Raw genomic sequence first — 17,016 nt, 5'->3', positions numbered from 1 at the left:
GCGGGCGGGGGAACCTCACGTGGGGGTCCCCTCGCGGGGTGTTCCGGTGCCGGTTTCCGGGCGGCCGGCTGTGGTGGGCGCCGCGGCAGCCGCCGTGGTCACCTTGCGGGTGTCCGTGCCGGTTCCGGGGTGGCCGCCGGTGTCGATTCCCGTGCCGGTGCCGGTGCCGGTGCCGGTTTCCGTTCGGGCTCCCGTGAGGGCCCTCGTTTCGGATCCCCCGCTCTGCCCCTGGCCCTGCCCCTGGCTCGGCTTCCGGCTCGGTTCCCTCGGGGCGATGCCGATGACGACGCGGGCGCCGGCCGCGAGTTCGCCGTCCCTCACGGGGGTCACGGCCACGTAGCCGTCGCCGCTGGTCCCGGTGCGCACCGGGATGCGCCGCTGCGTGCCGTCGGTGGAGACGGCGGTGACGAGGGTCTGGCCGTCCGGGCTCGCGGAGACCGCGGTGACCGGGACCACGAGGGCCTCGCCGTCGGTGGCGGCGGACTCGATGGTCAGCCGGACGTCCTGCCCGGAGAACCCGGCGGGCAGCGGCTGGTCGGCGCGTACCACCATCCGGTAGCCGAGGTCGGCGCCGCCGCCGCCCTTGCCCTGGGAGCCGTCGCCCTGCGCGCCTTGCTGCCCGCCCTGCTGTCCGTTCTGCTGGCCCGGCTGCGCGCCGGTGGACCGCTCGGTGGCCACCAGTGCGACCTTGCCGCGGGCGTCGGTGCCGGCGACCTCCGAGGAGACCACCACGGACATGCCCGCGCGCAGCAGCTGCTTCTTGTCGTCCTTGAGGTACGCCTCGACGACGAGTTCCCCCGCGGACAGGGTGAGCACCGACCCGGAGACGGGGCCGCCGATCCGGCCGCCGACGGCGCTGACCCGGGCGGGGAAGGACCCGAGGAAGACGGTCTCGGAGGCGGGGAGCATCGGCCCGTCGGCGGCTTCCGCGGCCGTCAGCTTGGCCCGGGCCTCGGCGAGCGCCTGGCGGGCACGCGTGAGGGCCCGGCCGTTGTCACCGCTGGTCCCACCCGTGCCGCCGGTGGCCGCGTCGGCCCCGGGCTTCGGCGCGGTCCCGCCCTTGCCCGTACCGGGGTCCGTGGGCGCGGTCGAGGGAGCGGTCGAGGGTGCCGGCTCGTTGGAAGCACTGCCCGTACCCGCCGAACCGGCGGAGCCGCTCGCGTCCTCGACGGCCCACTCGGCCGTCCGTACGGCTTCCTGCGCGGCCTTGAGCACCTCCGCGCCGTCCGCCACGGCGGGCAGCGGGTCGTAGCCGATGGCCTTGTAGCGTGCGGCGAGCGCGGTCTTCGTACCGGCCCCGAACACGCCCTTCGGGTCGGCGCCGGTGCCGTGCCCGAGCTCGCGCAGCGCCTGCTGCAGCTGGGCCACGTCGTCGCCGGTGGTGCCCGGCTTGAGGTCCCGGTAGACGGGCAGGGTCCCCTTGAGGGTGAACACGGGCCGCCCGGACACCTCCGCCAGCAGCTGCCCGGCCGCGACCGGGTCCCCGGCCCGCAGCGGCAGCTTCGTCACCACGGGTGTCCCGGCGCCCTCGGCGGAGCGGGGCTGCGGGGCCACCTCGACGCTCTGGTCGGCGACGACGGTCCCGCGCATCACCACCTTCTGCGCGAGCACCCGCCGCTCGACCTCCGCGGTCAGCACCCCCTGCGCGGGCGGCCCGGTCTCGGCGGCCACCTGGGCGGGGGACTTCACCAGCGTGGTGGCCAGCAACCCGCCGATGGCCATCAGTGCGGCCCCGCCGACCACCCCGAGCACGACCCGTCGCCCGCGCGCGAGCCCGCCGGCCTCCGGCAGGGTCTTCGCGTCACCGGTGTCCGCCTGCTCGCCGTCGGGCACGTCCACCACGACGTCCTGCAGCTCGCTCACCCGCCGAGGACGGCGTTGTCGGAGCCGCGGTTGGTCTTGCACTTCTTCAGGGCGTCCACGTGCTGGGTCTTGAGCTCGGCCATCTGCTCCGGGGTCACGGCCCGGTCGTTGAGGTCCCCGGTCACGGGATCGGGATCCGGGAACCAGGCCACGCCGTTCTCGCGCAGGCACTTGGCCTCGGCTCGGGCCTCGGCGATCACCTGCGGGTCGGCCTGCTGAGGGGAGGGCATGGGCGGGAGCTTGTCCTTGCACGCCTCCGCGGCCGCCGGGAGGTTCTCCTTCGCCGAGGGATCGTCCTTGTCCACGCGGGGCGCACCGTAATCGGTGTGCGTGATCTTCACCCCGTTGTCCTTGAGGCAGTCGTGGTAGGCGATGTCCTCCTTGGTGGGCGGAGGACTGTCACTGGCCTTCGGCTCGCCGTCACCCGAGCAGGCAGTGAGCGCGAGGGACGCGGCTATGAACAGGGCGGTGGCGTACTTGCGCATGCTGGCGCTTCCCTCGGGGTGTGAATCTGGAATGGGAGCGTCCGCACGATGGGAAGGGGTGTGGGCGCGGTTCGTGATCCTATGGAGGGATCCCGTATGACGACAAGTGCTGTCCAGTACAACCTTCTTGACGGTCCATGGACTGAGAAGGCCCTTGCGGGAATTCACCCCGCCGCCGTTAACTCCCGCTTGGCCTGGACCGGTTGTGGAATCACCCGCACTGTCCATTTCTACAGTGGGGAATGTGGGAATAAACAAGAAGCGGCGTCCATTCCCATCGGTTACCACAACAGGCGAGCCGCCGGTGCCGCAGCTTGGCGACAGCGCGTCCACCGTCCTGTTCGGGCAGCGTCCCGACGAGAAGGCCGCCGAGGCAGACCCGGGTCCGATGGGCGAAGAGGAGGCTCGGGCGGCGGACAGTGGTGTATTCGCTCATCCCGTGAGTGAAATGCACACGAGCAGTGCGGGGATGAAATGCCGTACGTGCACGTCGAGGTTCCCTTGGGTGCTGGAAGTGGAGGTCGAGAATCCGCGCGGGGAGGTGCCGGGGAGCGCGCCGCCAGATGGTGGGTAGCGGTGCCCGAACCGCACAAGTTGGCTTTCAACCCTCAGGATTGACTGTCCATCAGGCGAGAAAACCGCTTGTTCCCGGCGGTCGATGGCTGTTGAATCCCGGCCGGGCGGATTTCACGAAATCGGTTCCGCCCCGACATCCGCATTTTCGCCCGAAGAGTGAGGTACGCGTGATGGACATGGGTATACGCAAGCTGGCGTCAGGCTGCATCGCCGCAGTTTCGGTGGGTGCCATTCTCCTCGCGACCGCCGGCCCGGCTGCCGCCTGGGCGAGGGACGGCAATCTGGAGGCCCAGGAGTTCGGCCTCTACTACTGGCAGAACCGGAGCGGTTGCGTCTTCGACCTGGTGACCACCGATCTGAACTTCTCCGACGACAAGTACCAGGGATCGTGCTCCGCCAGCGGATACACGGTGAACGACACCACCGAGTCCTACTGGAACCGGCACTTCTACGCCTGGAAGGTCGGCACCGACAAGAACCTGGGCGGCAATGTCGGCGAGATCCCGTCGAACTACTACGGCAATGCCTCGACGAACTTCAAGAACAAGATCAGCTCGGCCGATTACACCCTGCACCCCTGATCCGTCAGAAGGAGCCCCACGCGATGCACAGCCCCCGGCGCCGCCGGTCCGCCGTCCCGGTCGCTCTGCTGGCGGCCACGTTCCTGGCCGGCTGTTCCGGTACCGGCGGCGCCGGGGGCGCCGAGCCGGAGCTCGGCCCGATCGAGGTCAATCCGTCCACGGCCGCGTTGGCCCTGCCCATGGACGCGTACACGGACACCGACGCCGAGCGGATCCGAATGGGCCAGGTCCAGCAGGCCCTGGTCTCCCGGTGCATGGCGCGGTACGGGTTCACGTACGAAGGGGTGAAGTCGGCCGAGCCCGCGGCGGGGCCCGAGGACCGGCACCGGTACCTCTTCGGGTCGGCCGATCCGGCGTACGCGGCGGCTCACGGGTACGACCCGTCCGCCGGCAGGGGAAGGCCGCCCAAGCCCCCGGCCCCAGAGCTGAGCGACAGCGCGTACCTCGTCATGAACGGCGAACCGCGGGGCACTCAGGGCGGCAAGCCCGTCGACGCCCCCACCGAGGAGGAGGCCGCGCAGCTCGACAGCGGTCTGACGGCGGCCGGGCAGAAGGTGCCGGCCGGCGGGTGCGGGCGGGAGGGGTTCCGCAAGCTGTACGCCCCGACCAAGGACAGCGTGGACCTGCTCTTCGCCTTCGGGCTGTCCTCCGAGGCGCACAGCCGGTCCAAGGAGGACTCCCGGGTCGTCAACGTGCTGAAGAAGTGGTCGGCTTGCATGGACAAATCCGGATACAGCGGGATCGATACGCCTTATGACGTCATCGAGAAGCTGGACCTGGAGAGCGACAAGGCCGGCCCCAAGGCCGTTACCGCGGCCAAGACCGACGTCGCCTGCAAGCGCGAGGTGAACCTGGTCGGGATCTGGGCCGCGGTCGAGAAGGCCTACCAGCAGCGGCTCGTCGAGGAGCACGCCGAGACCCTCGCGCTCTACAAGAAGCAGCGAGAGGCGCGCTTCAAGCTGGCGGCCACCTTCGGCTGAGGCGGGCGCCGGCGCCGGCGTGGGCCTGTGCGTGGGCCTGGGTACGCGCGAGCACGGCGAAGGGCCGGTACTCCACCCCCGAGCGGGGGAGTACCGGCCCTTCGCCGCGTTCTGACGGCCCTGAAGGCACCGTGCGGCTCAGAGGACGCGGACGGCGCCCGTCGGCTTGTCGTAGCTCAGGCTGCGCTCGACGATGCCCGTGCTGGGGTTCTGCGCGCCGACGAACTTGCCGCCGCCGACGTAGACGGCGACGTGGTACGCGGAGCCGCGGGAGCCCCAGTACAGGATGTCGCCCGGCTGCAGGGCGTTCAGCGAGACCGAGGTGCCGGAGGAGGACTGCGCCTGGGACATGCGCGGCAGGGAGATGCCGGCCTGGCGGTAGGCGGCCTGCACGAGGCCCGAGCAGTCGTACGAGGACGGGCCGGTGCCGCCCATGACGTACGCCTTGCCGACCTGCGCGCGGGCGAAGTTGACGATCGCGGCGGCGGAGCCGGTGGCCGGGGCGGTCACGGTGCCGGCGCCCGGCTGCGAGCCGGTGGAGGAACCGGAGCCGGAGCCCGAGCCGGAGGCGGAGCCAGAGGTGCTCTGGAGGGTCTGGCGGGCGGCGGTGCGGCTGGCGCGCTCGGCCGCGGCCTTGCGGTCCGCCTCCTCCTTCGCCTTCTTCTCCTCGTCGGCCTTCTTCTGGGCCGCTTCCTTGGCCTGCTTCGCCTCGGCGGCGGCGCCGCTGCGGGCGCTCTCCTCCTGGGCGTTCAGTTCGCCCTCGACGGCGGCCGAGCGCGTGTTCTCGGCGGCCGTGGTGACGGCGGAGGCGACCTCGGCGGCCAGGTCCAGGTTCAGGACCGGCATTTCGAGCGTCGTCTCGGCCACGGGTTCGGCGGGGGACGCGCTCGCGGTGCCGGCCATGGCCAGGGTGCTGAGGACGCCACCGGCAACTCCGGCGCGGACCGCGAGCTTCGAGGCGCTGCGGCGGGGCTTCCGGTGGCTGGGTATGTGAGCGGTGTGGGACATGAGAACAACCGCTATCAGGGCGTCAGGGGTCCCTTCAAGAAACGTGGTCTGCGCCACAGTTGTGCGCGAAGTGCGCGAACCGGGCGCGTCGCGTTCCTCATTGACGCCTTATCGGGCCAAACGGACACGCCTTTGCGAGGCTGTGATCATGGGGTTTCCGCAATAAGTCCGAATTGATCCACCGCCTACCATCCCTCCGTACTGATGGCCAAGCCCTCTTTCGGAACCACAGATTCACAGTGGCGCAGGTCACAGTGGAGTCACGCTGTGAGGGTGTTGTGGTCCCTCCGTGGTCCGTCCGTGATCCGCCTGTGAACAGGTCGACGGATTTCGGGGTCGGGCGGCGGGCCCGCTCGTGAACGGACGCACGTGGATCCGAGCCCTCCGGACGCCTCCGCCGGCCGGCGTCCACCTCCGTACGCGGGGGCTCCCCCGACAGGGGGACGCCGATCCCTTTATCACTCCGCCGCCCCTGTCGCCAATTTGCCTGCACGGACCATCATTTGGTAGGGCAACCAGCCTCCTACCTGCGGTAACGAACCCGGATGTCACCTTTGGTGATCATGTGGATGCTTCGCGTACGAAGATCACCACTCATCGGACTTCATGATCGTTCGTCAGGTGGTGGAGATCACAAACTCGTTGTTGTAACCCGTGTCGCAGATCACAGATGCGCAGGCATAAGATGCGCAGCAGTCCGGCTTGTGAACTGCCTCACATGGGAGCGAGGCAGGGCACTCGGCGCCGGCAGCGGTCCAACGGTCAAGGACGACTGGAAGGAGCGAGGAGCGTGAATGCGTACGCGCCCATCCTCGTGCTCGGCGCCCTCGGCGCAGGGTTTGCGATCTTCTCCGTGGTCATGGCCACGCTGATCGGCCCAAAACGGTACAACCGGGCGAAGCTTGAGGCGTACGAGTGCGGCATCGAGCCCACTCCTACGCCGGCCGGCGGCGGTCGCTTCCCCATCAAGTACTACCTCACGGCGATGCTCTTCATCGTCTTCGACATCGAGGTGGTCTTCCTCTACCCCTGGGCCGTCACCTTCGACTCCCTGGGGATCTTCGGGCTCGTCGAGATGTTGCTCTTCGTGCTCACCGTCTTCGTCGCCTACGCCTACGTCTGGCGCCGCGGCGGCCTGGAATGGGACTGAGGGGCTGAATTTTCCATGGGACTGGAAGAGAAGCTGCCGAGCGGCTTTCTGCTGACCACCGTCGAACAGGCCGCGGGATGGGTGCGCAAGTCATCCGTCTTCCCCGCGACCTTCGGCCTGGCCTGCTGTGCGATCGAGATGATGACCACCGGAGCGGGCCGGTACGACCTGGCCCGCTTCGGCATGGAGGTCTTCCGCGGCTCCCCGCGCCAGGCCGATCTGATGATCGTGGCCGGCCGGGTCAGCCAGAAGATGGCGCCGGTGCTCCGGCAGGTGTACGACCAGATGCCCGCTCCCAAATGGGTCATCTCCATGGGGGTTTGTGCATCTTCAGGCGGAATGTTCAACAACTACGCGATCGTCCAGGGCGTCGACCACATCGTCCCCGTGGACATCTACCTCCCCGGCTGCCCGCCGCGCCCCGAGATGCTGATGGACGCGATCCTCAAGCTCCACCAGAAGATCCAGGGCTCGAAGCTCGGCGTGAACAGGGAAGAGGCGGCCCGCGAGGCGGAGGAAGCGGCCCTCAAGGCACTCCCCATGATCGAGATGAAGGGGCTGCTCCGGTGAGCGAGACCCAAGAGCCGGAGAACGGCACCAACGGTACGAACGGCAGCAACGTCCCTGCTCCCCGCGGGGACTCCGCGGGCCCCGAGGTCATCGGCGTCCGCAAGGGCATGTTCGGCGCGAAGAACGGCGGCGACACCAGCGGCTACGGCGGCCTGGTCCGGACCGTGGCCCTGCCCGGCGCGTCGGCCCGCCCCTACGGCTCGTACTTCGACGAGGTCGTGGACGAGCTGGAAGGCGCCCTGGAGGAGCAGGACCTGCTTCCGGAGAACGCGATCGAGAAGGTCGTCGTCGACCGGGGGGAGCTGACCCTCCACATCGCCCGCGAGCACCTCGGCCGCGTCGCCGCCACCCTGCGCGACGACCCGGCCCTGCGCTTCGAACTCTGCACGGGCGTCTCCGGGGTGCACTTCCCCGACGACAAGGGCCGCGAACTGCACGCCGTCTACCACCTGCGCTCGCTCACCCACGGCCGGATCCTGCGGCTGGAGGTGTCCGCCCCGGACAGCGACCCGCACATCCCGTCGCTCGTCTCCGTCTACCCGACCAACGACTGGCACGAGCGCGAGACGTACGACTTCTTCGGCCTGATCTTCGACGGGCACCCGGCCCTCACCCGGATCATGATGCCGGACGACTGGCAGGGCTTCCCGCAGCGCAAGGACTACCCGCTCGGCGGCATCGCCGTCGAGTACAAGGGCGCCCAGATCCCGGCTCCCGACCAGCGGAGGTCGTACAGCTGATGTCCCCCACCTCGAATCGCGCAGAAAACCACGCCTCTGCGGACCACGCGTCCTCCCGCGAGACCACCGAAGGCCTCGTCTACACCGTCACCGGCGGCGACTGGGACGAGATCGTCCAGTCCGCGGCCAAGGCCGACGACGAGCGGATCGTCGTCAACATGGGCCCCCAGCACCCCTCCACCCACGGAGTGCTCCGCCTGATCCTGGAGATCGACGGCGAGACGGTCACCGAAGCCCGCTGCGGCATCGGCTACCTGCACACCGGCATCGAGAAGAACCTCGAATACCGGAACTGGACGCAGGGCACCACCTTCGTCACGCGCATGGACTACCTGACGCCGTTCTTCAACGAGGCGGCGTACTGCCTCGGCGTCGAGAAGCTGCTCGGCATCACCGATCAGATCCCGGACCGCGCCACCGTCCTGCGCGTCCTGCTGATGGAGCTCAACCGGATCTCCTCCCACCTGGTGTGCATCGCCACCGGCGGCATGGAGCTGGGCGCGACCACGATCATGATCTACGGCTTCCGCGACCGCGAGCTGATCCTCGACATCTTCGAGCTGATCACCGGCCTGCGCATGAACCACGCGTTCATCCGCCCCGGCGGCCTCGCGCAGGACCTGCCCCCCGGCGCCGTCGACCAGCTGCGCGAGTTCATCAAGACGATGAAGAAGAACCTGCCGGAGTACGACAAGCTCGCCACCGGCAACCCCATCTTCAAGGCCCGCATGCAGGACGTCGGCTACCTCGACCTCACCGGCTGCATGGCGCTCGGCGCCACCGGCCCGATCCTGCGCTCCGCCGGCCTGCCGCACGACCTGCGCAAGTCGGAACCGTACTGCGGCTACGAGAACTACGAGTTCGACGTGCCGACCACCGAGACCTGCGACTCCTACGGGCGGTTCCTGATCCGCCTGGAGGAGATGCGCCAGTCGCTGCGGATCGTCGAGCAGTGCCTGGAGCGGCTTGAGCCGGGCCCGGTGATGGTCGCCGACAAGAAGATCGCCTGGCCGGCGCAGCTGGCGATGGGCCCCGACGGCCTCGGCAACTCGCTCGACCACATCAGGAACATCATGGGCACCTCCATGGAGGCCCTCATCCACCACTTCAAGCTGGTGACCGAGGGCTTCCGGGTCCCCGCCGGGCAGGTGTACGCGGCGGTCGAGTCGCCCAAGGGCGAGCTCGGCGTCCACGTCGTCTCCGACGGCGGAACCCGCCCCTACCGGGTCCACTTCCGCGACCCGTCCTTCACCAACCTGCAGGCCATGGCCGCGATGTGCGAGGGCGGCCAGGTCGCCGACGTCATCGTCGCCGTCGCCTCCATCGACCCCGTGATGGGAGGCGTCGACCGATGACAGAGATCTCGCTGGGTATGCCCCAGCTGCCCGCACCCGACTTCCCGGCGGACGTCCGCGAGCGCCTCGAAGCGGACGCCAAGGAGGTCATCGCCCGCTACCCCGACAGCCGCAGCGCGCTGCTGCCGCTGCTGCACCTGTGCCAGTCGCAGGAGGGCTACGTCTCGCGCACCGGCATCCGCTTCTGCGCCGACGTACTGGGCCTGACCACCGCCGAGGTCACGGCGGTCGCGACCTTCTACACGATGTACCGGCGCAAGCCCTCCGGGGACTACCAGGTCGGCGTCTGTACGAACACCCTGTGCGCGGTCATGGGCGGCGACGCCATCTTCGAGGAGCTCAAGGAGCACCTCGGGGTCGGCAACAACGAGACGACCCCCGACGGCAAGGTCACCCTCGAACACATCGAGTGCAACGCGGCCTGCGACTACGCCCCCGTGGTGATGGTCAACTGGGAGTTCTTCGACAACCAGACCCCCGAGTCCGCCAAGGCCATGGTGGACGACCTGCTGGCCGGCCGCCCCGTCGAGCCGACCCGGGGCGCGCCGCTGTGCACGTACAAGGAGACCGCCCGGATCCTGGCGGGCTTCCCCGACGAGCGGGAGGGCGCGGTCGAGGCGAGCGGCGGCGCCGGCCCCGCCTCCCTGATCGGTCTGCGCATCGCCCGCGGCGAGTCCCCGCGGACCCCGATCGTCCACCCGCGTGGCGAACCCCGCGGCGAGGCCACCACCGAGGGAGGGGAGTGATGTCCGTGTCTTCCATGGAAAGTCATGGGGGTACCTCCCGGCCGGAGGCTGGGGGAGGTACGAGCCCGGAGAAGCTCCTCGCGCCCGTCCTCTCGGCGTTCTGGGACGAGCCCGAGTCGTGGACGCTGGAGACCTACCGGCGCCACGACGGTTACGAGGGTCTGCGCAAGGCGCTGGAAATGACCCCGGATGAAGTGATCGCCTACGTCAAGGACTCAGGTCTGCGCGGCCGCGGCGGCGCGGGCTTCCCCACCGGAATGAAGTGGCAGTTCATTCCGCAGGGCGACGGAAAGCCGCACTACCTCGTCGTGAACGCGGACGAGTCGGAGCCGGGAACCTGCAAGGACATCCCCCTCCTCTTCGCCAACCCGCACTCCCTCATCGAGGGAATGATCATCGCCTGCTACGCGATCCGCTCGCAGCACGCCTTCATCTACCTGCGCGGCGAGACGGTGCCGGTCCTGCGGCGCCTGCACGAGGCGGTGCGCGAGGCGTACGAGGCCGGATACCTCGGCAAGGACGCGATGGGGGCCGGGCTCGACCTCGACATCACGGTGCACGCGGGAGCGGGCGCGTACATCTGCGGCGAGGAGACGGCGCTGCTCGACTCCCTCGAAGGCCGGCGCGGTCAGCCCCGGCTGCGTCCCCCCTTCCCCGCTGTCGAGGGCCTCTACGCCTGCCCCACTGTCGTGAACAACGTGGAGTCCATCGCGTCGGTTCCCGCGATCCTGAACCGGGGCAAGGACTGGTTCAAGTCGATGGGGACCGAGAAGTCCCCCGGCTTCACGTTGTATTCGCTCTCCGGGCACGTCGTCGGCCCCGGCCAGTACGAGGCCCCGCTCGGGATCACCCTGCGCCAGCTCCTCGACATGAGCGGCGGGATGCGGCCCGGGCACCGGCTGAAGTTCTGGACCCCGGGCGGCTCCTCCACCCCGATGTTCACGGACCAGCACCTCGACGTCCCGCTCGACTACGAGGGCGTGGGCGCGGCCGGCTCGATGCTCGGCACCAAGGCGCTGCAGTGCTTCGACGAGACGACCTGCGTGGTGCGGGCCGTCACCCGGTGGACCGAGTTCTACGCCCACGAGTCCTGCGGCAAGTGCACCCCCTGCCGCGAAGGCACGTACTGGCTGGTCCAGTTGCTCCGCGACATCGAAGCGGGCAAGGGGGTCATGTCCGACCTCGACAAGCTGAACGACATCGCCGACAACATCAACGGCAAGTCGTTCTGCGCACTGGGCGACGGCGCCGCCAGCCCGATCTTCTCCTCGCTGAAGTACTTCCGCGAGGAGTACGAGCAGCACATCACGGGCAAGGGCTGCCCCTTCGACCCCAAGAAGTCGACCCTCTGGGCTGACATGGAGGTGAACGCATGACCGTCACCACTAACGCTCCCGCCGGTGGCGGGGCGGCGGTGCCCCCGGAGAACACGGTGGCCCTGACCATCGACGGCATCGAGCTGTCGGTGCCCAAGGGCACCCTCGTCATCCGGGCCGCCGAGCAGATCGGCATCGAGATCCCGAGGTTCTGCGACCACCCCCTCCTCTCCCCGGCCGGCGCCTGCCGCCAGTGCATCGTCGAGGTCGAGGGCCAGCGCAAGCCGATGGCCTCCTGCACCATCACCTGCACCGACGGCATGGTCGTCAAGACGCAGCTGACCTCGGAGGTCGCCGACAAGGCCCAGCGCGGGGTGATGGAGCTGCTGCTCATCAACCACCCGCTGGACTGCCCGGTCTGCGACAAGGGCGGCGAGTGCCCCCTGCAGAACCAGGCGATGTCCCACGGCAACGCCGAATCGCGTTTCGAGGGCAAGAAGCGCACGTACGAGAAGCCGGTCCCGATCTCCACGCAGGTGCTGCTGGACCGCGAGCGGTGCGTGCTGTGCGCGCGCTGCACCCGCTTCTCCAACGAGATCGCCGGCGACCCGATGATCGAGCTCCTGGAGCGCGGCGCGCTCCAGCAGGTCGGCACCGGCGAGGGCGACCCGTTCGAGTCGTACTTCTCCGGCAACACCATCCAGATCTGCCCGGTCGGCGCCCTCACCTCGGCCGCCTACCGGTTCCGTTCCCGCCCCTTCGACCTCGTCTCCTCCCCGAGCGTGTGCGAGCACTGCGCGGGCGGCTGCGCGACCCGCACCGACCACCGGCGCGGGAAGGTGCTGCGGCGCCTCGCCGCCGAGGACCCCGAGGTCAACGAGGAGTGGGTCTGCGACAAGGGCCGCTTCGGGTTCCGCTACGCGCAGCGCCCGGACCGGCTCACCACCCCGCTGGTGCGCGGCGCCGACGGCATCCTCGCCCCGGCGAGCTGGCCGGAGGCCCTGGAGGCCGCGGCCAACGGGCTCGCCTCCGCGCGCGGCCGGGCCGGGGTCCTCACCGGCGGCCGGCTCACCGTCGAGGACGCGTACGCGTACGCCAAGTTCGCCCGCGTCGTACTGGACACCAACGACATCGACTTCCGGGCCCGCGTGCACAGCGCGGAGGAGGCCGACTTCCTGGCCGCCACCGTGGCCGGCACCGGCAAGGACCTCGACGGCAGCGGGGTCACGTACACCTCCCTGGAGGCGGCGCCGGCCGTACTGCTCGTCGGCATCGAGGCCGAGGAGGAGGCCCCCGGGGTCTTCCTGCGGCTGCGCAAGGCCCACCGCAAGCACAAGCAGCGGACCTTCGCCCTCGCGCCCTTCGCCACCCGCGGCCTGGAGAAGGCGGGCGGCACCCTGCTGGCCGCCGCCCCCGGCACCGAGCCCGAGTGGCTGGACGCACTGTCCTCCCGGACCGGGCTGGAGGCGGGCGGCGCCGAAGCCGCCGAGGCGCTGCGCCGGCCGGGCGCGGTCATCGTCGTCGGGGAGCGCCTCGCCGGCGTGCCGGGCGCGCTGACCGCCGCCGTACGGGCCGCCGCCGCGACCGGCGCGAAGCTGGTGTGGATCCCGCGCCGGGCGGGGGAGCGGGCCGCCGTCGAGGCGGGCGCGCTGCCGGCCCTGCTGCCGGGCGGCCGTCCGGCCACCGACCCGCGGGCCCGCGACGAGGTCGCCACCGCCTGGGGACTGGACGAACTCCCGCACCGCTACGGCCGCGACACCGGCCAGATCGTCGAGGCGGCCGCCACCCGCGAGCTGTCCGCCCTGCTGGTGGCGGGCGTCGAGGTCGCGGACCTGCCGGACCCGGCCCGCGCCCGGACCGCCCTCCAGGAGGCCTTCGTGGTCTCGCTGGAACTGCGGCCGAGCGAGGTCACCGACCATGCGGACGTGGTGTTCCCGGTCGCCGCGGTCGCCGAGAAGGACGGCGCGTTCATCAACTGGGAGGGCAGGGTCCGGCCGTTCGAGGCCGCGCTCAAGCCCGACCAGATGACCCGCCGGCTCGCCCCGGCCGACTCCCGCGTCCTGCACATGCTGGCCGACGCGGCCGACCGGCCGCTCGCGCTGCCCGACGTACACGCCGTACGCCGGGAGCTGGAGCGGCTCGGCCCGTGGGAGGGCGAGCTCGCGACCGAGCAGTCCACCGACACGGTGGCCCTGCCCCGGCCGGGCATCGGCGAGGCGGTCCTCGCGGGCCACCGGCTCCTGCTCGACCAGGGCCTGCTCCAGGAGGGCGACGAGGCCCTGGCCGGCACCCGGCACGAGGCGAGCGCCCGGCTGTCGGCCGCCACGGCCGCCGAGACGGGCGTCAAGAACGGCGACGTCCTCGCGGTCACCGGCCCGGCCGGCTCCGTGGAACTGCCGCTGCGGGTCACCGAGATGCCCGACCGGGTGGTCTGGCTCCCGCTGAACTCCACCGGCTCCGGGGTCCTCGCCGACACGGGCGCCGCCCCCGGCGCCCTCGTACGCATCGGCCCGGCGACCCCGGCCGACGCCGACGGCACCACTGCGGAGGTGGGCGCGTGAACGCGGTACAGCTGGCCGCTGAGGACCTGTCCCTCTTCGGCCGTGACGTCTGGTGGCTCGTCGTCATCAAGGCGGTCTTCTGCTTCGCCTTCCTGATGGTGACCGTGCTCTTCTCCATCGTGTGGGAGCGCAAGGTCGTCGCCTGGATGCAGCTGCGCATCGGCCCGAACCGGCACGGCCCCTGGGGCATGCTCCAGTCGCTCGCCGACGGCGTGAAGCTGATGCTCAAGGAAGACGTCATCGTCAAGCGGGCCGACAAGGTCGTCTACGTCCTGGCCCCGATCATCGCGGCGATCCCGGCCTTCATGGCCATCGCGGTGATCCCCTTCGGGCCCGCCGGCAACGAGGTCTCCATCTTCGGCCAGCGCACCACGATGCAGCTGACCGACCTGCCCATTGCGATGCTCTACATCCTCGCGGTGGCCTCGGTCGGCATCTACGGCATCGTCCTCGCCGGCTGGTCCTCCGGCTCGACGTACCCGCTCCTCGGCGGCCTGCGCTCCTGCGCGCAGATGATCTCCTACGAGATCGCGATGGGTGCGGCGTTCGCCTCGGTCTTCCTCTACTCCGGGTCGATGTCGACCTCGGCGATCGTCGAAGCCCAGGCGGACCGCTGGTACATCATCCTGCTGCCGGTCTCCTTCATCATCTACGTCATCACGATGGTCGGCGAGACCAACCGCGCCCCCTTCGACATGCCGGAGTCCGAGGGCGACCTCGTCGGCGGCTTCAACACCGAGTACTCGTCCATCAAGTTCGCGCTGTTCATGCTGGCCGAGTACGTCAACATGGTCACCGTCTCCGCGGTCTCCGTCACCCTCTTCCTGGGCGGCTGGCGGGCCCCGTACCCGATCAGCACCTTCTGGGAGGGCGCGAACCACGGCTGGTGGCCGATGCTCTGGTTCGTCCTCAAGGTGCAGCTGCTCCTCTTCTTCTTCATCTGGCTGCGCGGCACGCTGCCGCGCGTGCGCTACGACCAGCTGATGAAGCTCGGCTGGAAGGTCCTGATCCCGGTCTCCGTGGTCTGGCTGATGCTGGTCGCCACCGTCCGCGCGCTGCGCAACGAGGCGTACGACTTCAGCGAGATCGTCCTGTACGTCGGCGGCGCCGTCGTGGGGATCCTGCTGCTCTCCTTCGTCGCGGACCTCTTCCGCGACAAACGGGAGAAGCGCGAGAAGGCCGCGGAAGCCGTCAAGGACACCGCTCCCTTCGACCCCCTCGCGGGCGGGTTCCCCGTACCGCCCAAGCCCGGCCAGCACCTGGCACCCGTACCGCGCAGGCGGCCTCGCAGCGAGCGAGAGCTGATTGTCAGTGGCGGGACGAATACTGACAGTGACCGAGAGGAGGGTGCTGAGAATGGCTGACGCCGACCAGAACGAGAAGTGGCAGAACCCGGTCGCCGGCTTTGGCGTGACCTTCAAGGCGATGTTCAAGAAGCGCCTCACCGAGCAGTACCCGGAGCAGCAGAAGACGACCGCCCCGCGCTTCCACGGACGGCACCAGCTGAACCGGCACCCGGACGGTCTGGAGAAGTGCATCGGGTGCGAACTGTGCGCCTGGGCCTGTCCCGCCGACGCGATCTACGTGGAGGGCGCGGACAACACCGAGGAGGAGCGCTACTCCCCGGGCGAGCGGTACGGCATCGTCTACCAGATCAACTACGCCCGCTGCATCCTGTGCGGGCTGTGCGTCGAGGCGTGCCCGACGCGGGCGCTGACGATGACGAACGAGTTCGAACTGGCCGACGCCAGCCGCGAGTCGCTCATCTACACCAAGGAGCAGCTGCTCGCGGGCCTGACCGAGGGCATGGTCGAGGCCCCGCACTCGGTCTTCCCCGGCACCGACGAGCAGGACTACTACCGCGGACTGGTGACGGGGGCCGCCCCGGGCACGGTCCGGCAGGTGGCGGTGTCGAAGGGCGAGACCGGCGAGAACGGCGAGAAGACGGCCGGCGACTCCCAGGAGGTGGGGGCATGAGCGCCATCGCAGCCTCCGTGACCTCCACGGGCGAGGCCGTCCAGTTCTGGGTCCTCGGCACGGTCGCCGTCATCGGCGCGCTGGCCACGATCCTGATGAAGAAGGCCGTGCACAGCGCACTCAGCCTCGCCGGGACGATGATCATCCTGGCGGTCTTCTACCTCGCCAACGGGGCGTACTTCCTCGGTGTCGTCCAGGTCGTCGTCTACACCGGCGCGATCATGATGCTCTTCCTCTTCGTGGTCATGCTCGTCGGCGTCACCGCCGCCGACTCCCTGAAGGAGAGCATCAAGGGCCAGCGCTGGATGGCCGTCCTGTGCGGACTCGGCTTCGGCACCCTGCTGATCGCCGGCATCGGCCACGCCAAGCTCACCCACTTCAACGGGCTCGGCCGGATCAACTCCGCCGGGCACGTCGAGGGCCTGGCCCAGCTGATCTTCACCAAGTACGTCTTCGCCTTCGAGCTCACCGGCGCGCTGCTGATCACCGCGGCCGTCGGCGCGATGGTGCTCACCCACCGCGAGCGCACCGAGCGGGCCGCCACCCAGCGCGAGCTCGCCGAGAAGCGCGTGCGCGACGGCGTCCAGCTCCCGCCGCTGCCCGCGCCCGGCGTCTACGCCCGGCACAACGCGGTGGACATCGCCGGTCTGCTGCCGGACGGCACCCCGTCCGAGCTGACGGTGAGCAAGACGCTGCGTGCCCGCGGCCAGATCCGGGACGTCTCCACCCAGGCGCTCGACGACCTCAAGGCGCTGGAGCAGAGCTCCGCGGAGCGCCTCGGCCGTGACTCGCGTGAGGAGGCCTCGAAGTGAATCCGGTCAACTACCTGTACCTGGCGGCCCTGCTGTTCACGATCGGCGCGGCCGGCGTGCTGATCCGCAAGAACGCGATCGTGCTGTTCATGTGCGTCGAGCTGATGCTCAACGCCTGCAACCTCGCCTTCGTCGCCTTCTCCCGGATGCACGGCAACCTCGACGGCCAGATCATCGCGTTCTTCACGATGGTCGTCGCCGCCGCGGAGGTCGTGGTCGGCCTGGCGATCATCGTGTCGCTGTTCCGTACGCGCCACTCGGCCTCGGTCGACGACGCCAGCCTGATGAAGCTGTAA

The 17,016-nt window shown here is 69.9% G+C and carries 16 protein-coding genes; 13 read left to right on the top strand and 3 right to left on the bottom strand.

Annotated elements, in window-relative coordinates; all coding sequences use genetic code 11:
* Positions 1–15: 15 nt before the first annotated feature.
* Entirely contained in the window at positions 16–1,863 is a 1,848-nt protein-coding gene (locus OG625_RS16070; protein WP_329380927.1) for a peptidoglycan-binding protein, read from the bottom strand.
* The gene (locus OG625_RS16065; protein WP_329380925.1) at positions 1,860–2,348 is read right to left on the bottom strand and encodes a hypothetical protein; all 489 of its coding nucleotides are present in this window, start codon (positions 2,346–2,348) and stop codon (positions 1,860–1,862) included. Before OG625_RS16065 ends, OG625_RS16070 begins: the two co-directional genes overlap by 4 nt.
* Positions 2,349–3,094: 746 nt before the next feature.
* Between OG625_RS16065 and OG625_RS16060 the strand changes: the two genes are divergently transcribed.
* Positions 3,095–3,505 (top strand): hypothetical protein, encoded by a 411-nt coding sequence (locus OG625_RS16060; protein ID WP_329380923.1) that lies wholly within the window; start codon positions 3,095–3,097, stop codon positions 3,503–3,505.
* Between the two features lie 23 nt (positions 3,506–3,528).
* The gene (locus OG625_RS16055) at positions 3,529–4,485 is read left to right on the top strand and encodes a hypothetical protein (protein WP_329380921.1); all 957 of its coding nucleotides are present in this window, start codon (positions 3,529–3,531) and stop codon (positions 4,483–4,485) included.
* A gap of 138 nt (positions 4,486–4,623) precedes the next feature.
* Here the strand turns inward: OG625_RS16055 and OG625_RS16050 are convergent, their stop codons facing one another.
* A complete protein-coding gene (locus OG625_RS16050) occupies positions 4,624–5,493 on the bottom strand; it encodes a C40 family peptidase (RefSeq protein WP_329380919.1) in 870 nt (289 codons plus the stop codon).
* Positions 5,494–6,283: 790 nt separating this feature from the next.
* Between OG625_RS16050 and OG625_RS16045 the strand changes: the two genes are divergently transcribed.
* Genes OG625_RS16045 through nuoK form a run of 11 tightly spaced genes read left to right on the top strand, consistent with a single transcriptional unit; the run spans position 6,284 to position 17,016 of the window.
* On the top strand, positions 6,284–6,643 hold the full coding sequence (locus OG625_RS16045) for an NADH-quinone oxidoreductase subunit A (protein WP_030028256.1): 360 nt from the start codon (positions 6,284–6,286) through the stop codon (positions 6,641–6,643).
* A gap of 15 nt (positions 6,644–6,658) precedes the next feature.
* On the top strand, positions 6,659–7,213 hold the full coding sequence (locus tag OG625_RS16040) for a NuoB/complex I 20 kDa subunit family protein (RefSeq protein ID WP_329380917.1): 555 nt from the start codon (positions 6,659–6,661) through the stop codon (positions 7,211–7,213).
* Positions 7,210–7,953, top strand: coding sequence for an NADH-quinone oxidoreductase subunit C (locus tag OG625_RS16035; protein ID WP_329380915.1), 744 nt, complete (start codon positions 7,210–7,212; stop codon positions 7,951–7,953). The genes OG625_RS16040 and OG625_RS16035 overlap by 4 nt, the downstream gene beginning before the upstream one ends.
* Positions 7,953–9,308, top strand: a complete 1,356-nt coding sequence (locus OG625_RS16030; RefSeq protein WP_329380913.1) for an NADH-quinone oxidoreductase subunit D — start codon at positions 7,953–7,955, stop codon at positions 9,306–9,308. The genes OG625_RS16035 and OG625_RS16030 overlap by 1 nt, the downstream gene beginning before the upstream one ends.
* Positions 9,305–10,054: an NADH-quinone oxidoreductase subunit NuoE gene (nuoE, locus tag OG625_RS16025; protein WP_329380911.1), complete on the top strand. Its 750-nt coding sequence runs from the start codon at positions 9,305–9,307 to the stop codon at positions 10,052–10,054. Before OG625_RS16030 ends, nuoE begins: the two co-directional genes overlap by 4 nt.
* Positions 10,055–10,068: 14 nt before the next feature.
* On the top strand, positions 10,069–11,430 hold the full coding sequence (gene nuoF, locus OG625_RS16020) for an NADH-quinone oxidoreductase subunit NuoF (RefSeq protein ID WP_443067891.1): 1,362 nt from the start codon (positions 10,069–10,071) through the stop codon (positions 11,428–11,430).
* The gene (locus OG625_RS16015; RefSeq protein WP_329380907.1) at positions 11,427–13,931 is read left to right on the top strand and encodes an NADH-quinone oxidoreductase subunit G; all 2,505 of its coding nucleotides are present in this window, start codon (positions 11,427–11,429) and stop codon (positions 13,929–13,931) included. The genes nuoF and OG625_RS16015 overlap by 4 nt, the downstream gene beginning before the upstream one ends.
* Positions 13,928–15,295 (top strand): NADH-quinone oxidoreductase subunit NuoH, encoded by a 1,368-nt coding sequence (gene nuoH / locus OG625_RS16010; RefSeq protein ID WP_329380905.1) that lies wholly within the window; start codon positions 13,928–13,930, stop codon positions 15,293–15,295. Before OG625_RS16015 ends, nuoH begins: the two co-directional genes overlap by 4 nt.
* Positions 15,288–15,908: an NADH-quinone oxidoreductase subunit NuoI gene (nuoI, locus tag OG625_RS16005; RefSeq protein ID WP_329380902.1), complete on the top strand. Its 621-nt coding sequence runs from the start codon at positions 15,288–15,290 to the stop codon at positions 15,906–15,908. The genes nuoH and nuoI overlap by 8 nt, the downstream gene beginning before the upstream one ends.
* Positions 15,905–16,720, top strand: a complete 816-nt coding sequence (locus tag OG625_RS16000; RefSeq protein WP_329380901.1) for an NADH-quinone oxidoreductase subunit J — start codon at positions 15,905–15,907, stop codon at positions 16,718–16,720. Before nuoI ends, OG625_RS16000 begins: the two co-directional genes overlap by 4 nt.
* Positions 16,717–17,016, top strand: coding sequence for an NADH-quinone oxidoreductase subunit NuoK (gene nuoK, locus OG625_RS15995; RefSeq protein ID WP_030864698.1), 300 nt, complete (start codon positions 16,717–16,719; stop codon positions 17,014–17,016). The genes OG625_RS16000 and nuoK overlap by 4 nt, the downstream gene beginning before the upstream one ends.

The sequence above is a fragment of the Streptomyces sp. NBC_01351 genome (assembly GCF_036237315.1).
In the GTDB taxonomy this organism is placed as follows: Bacteria; Actinomycetota; Actinomycetes; order Streptomycetales; family Streptomycetaceae; genus Streptomyces.
This window is presented reverse-complemented; position numbering and strand designations above follow the sequence as displayed.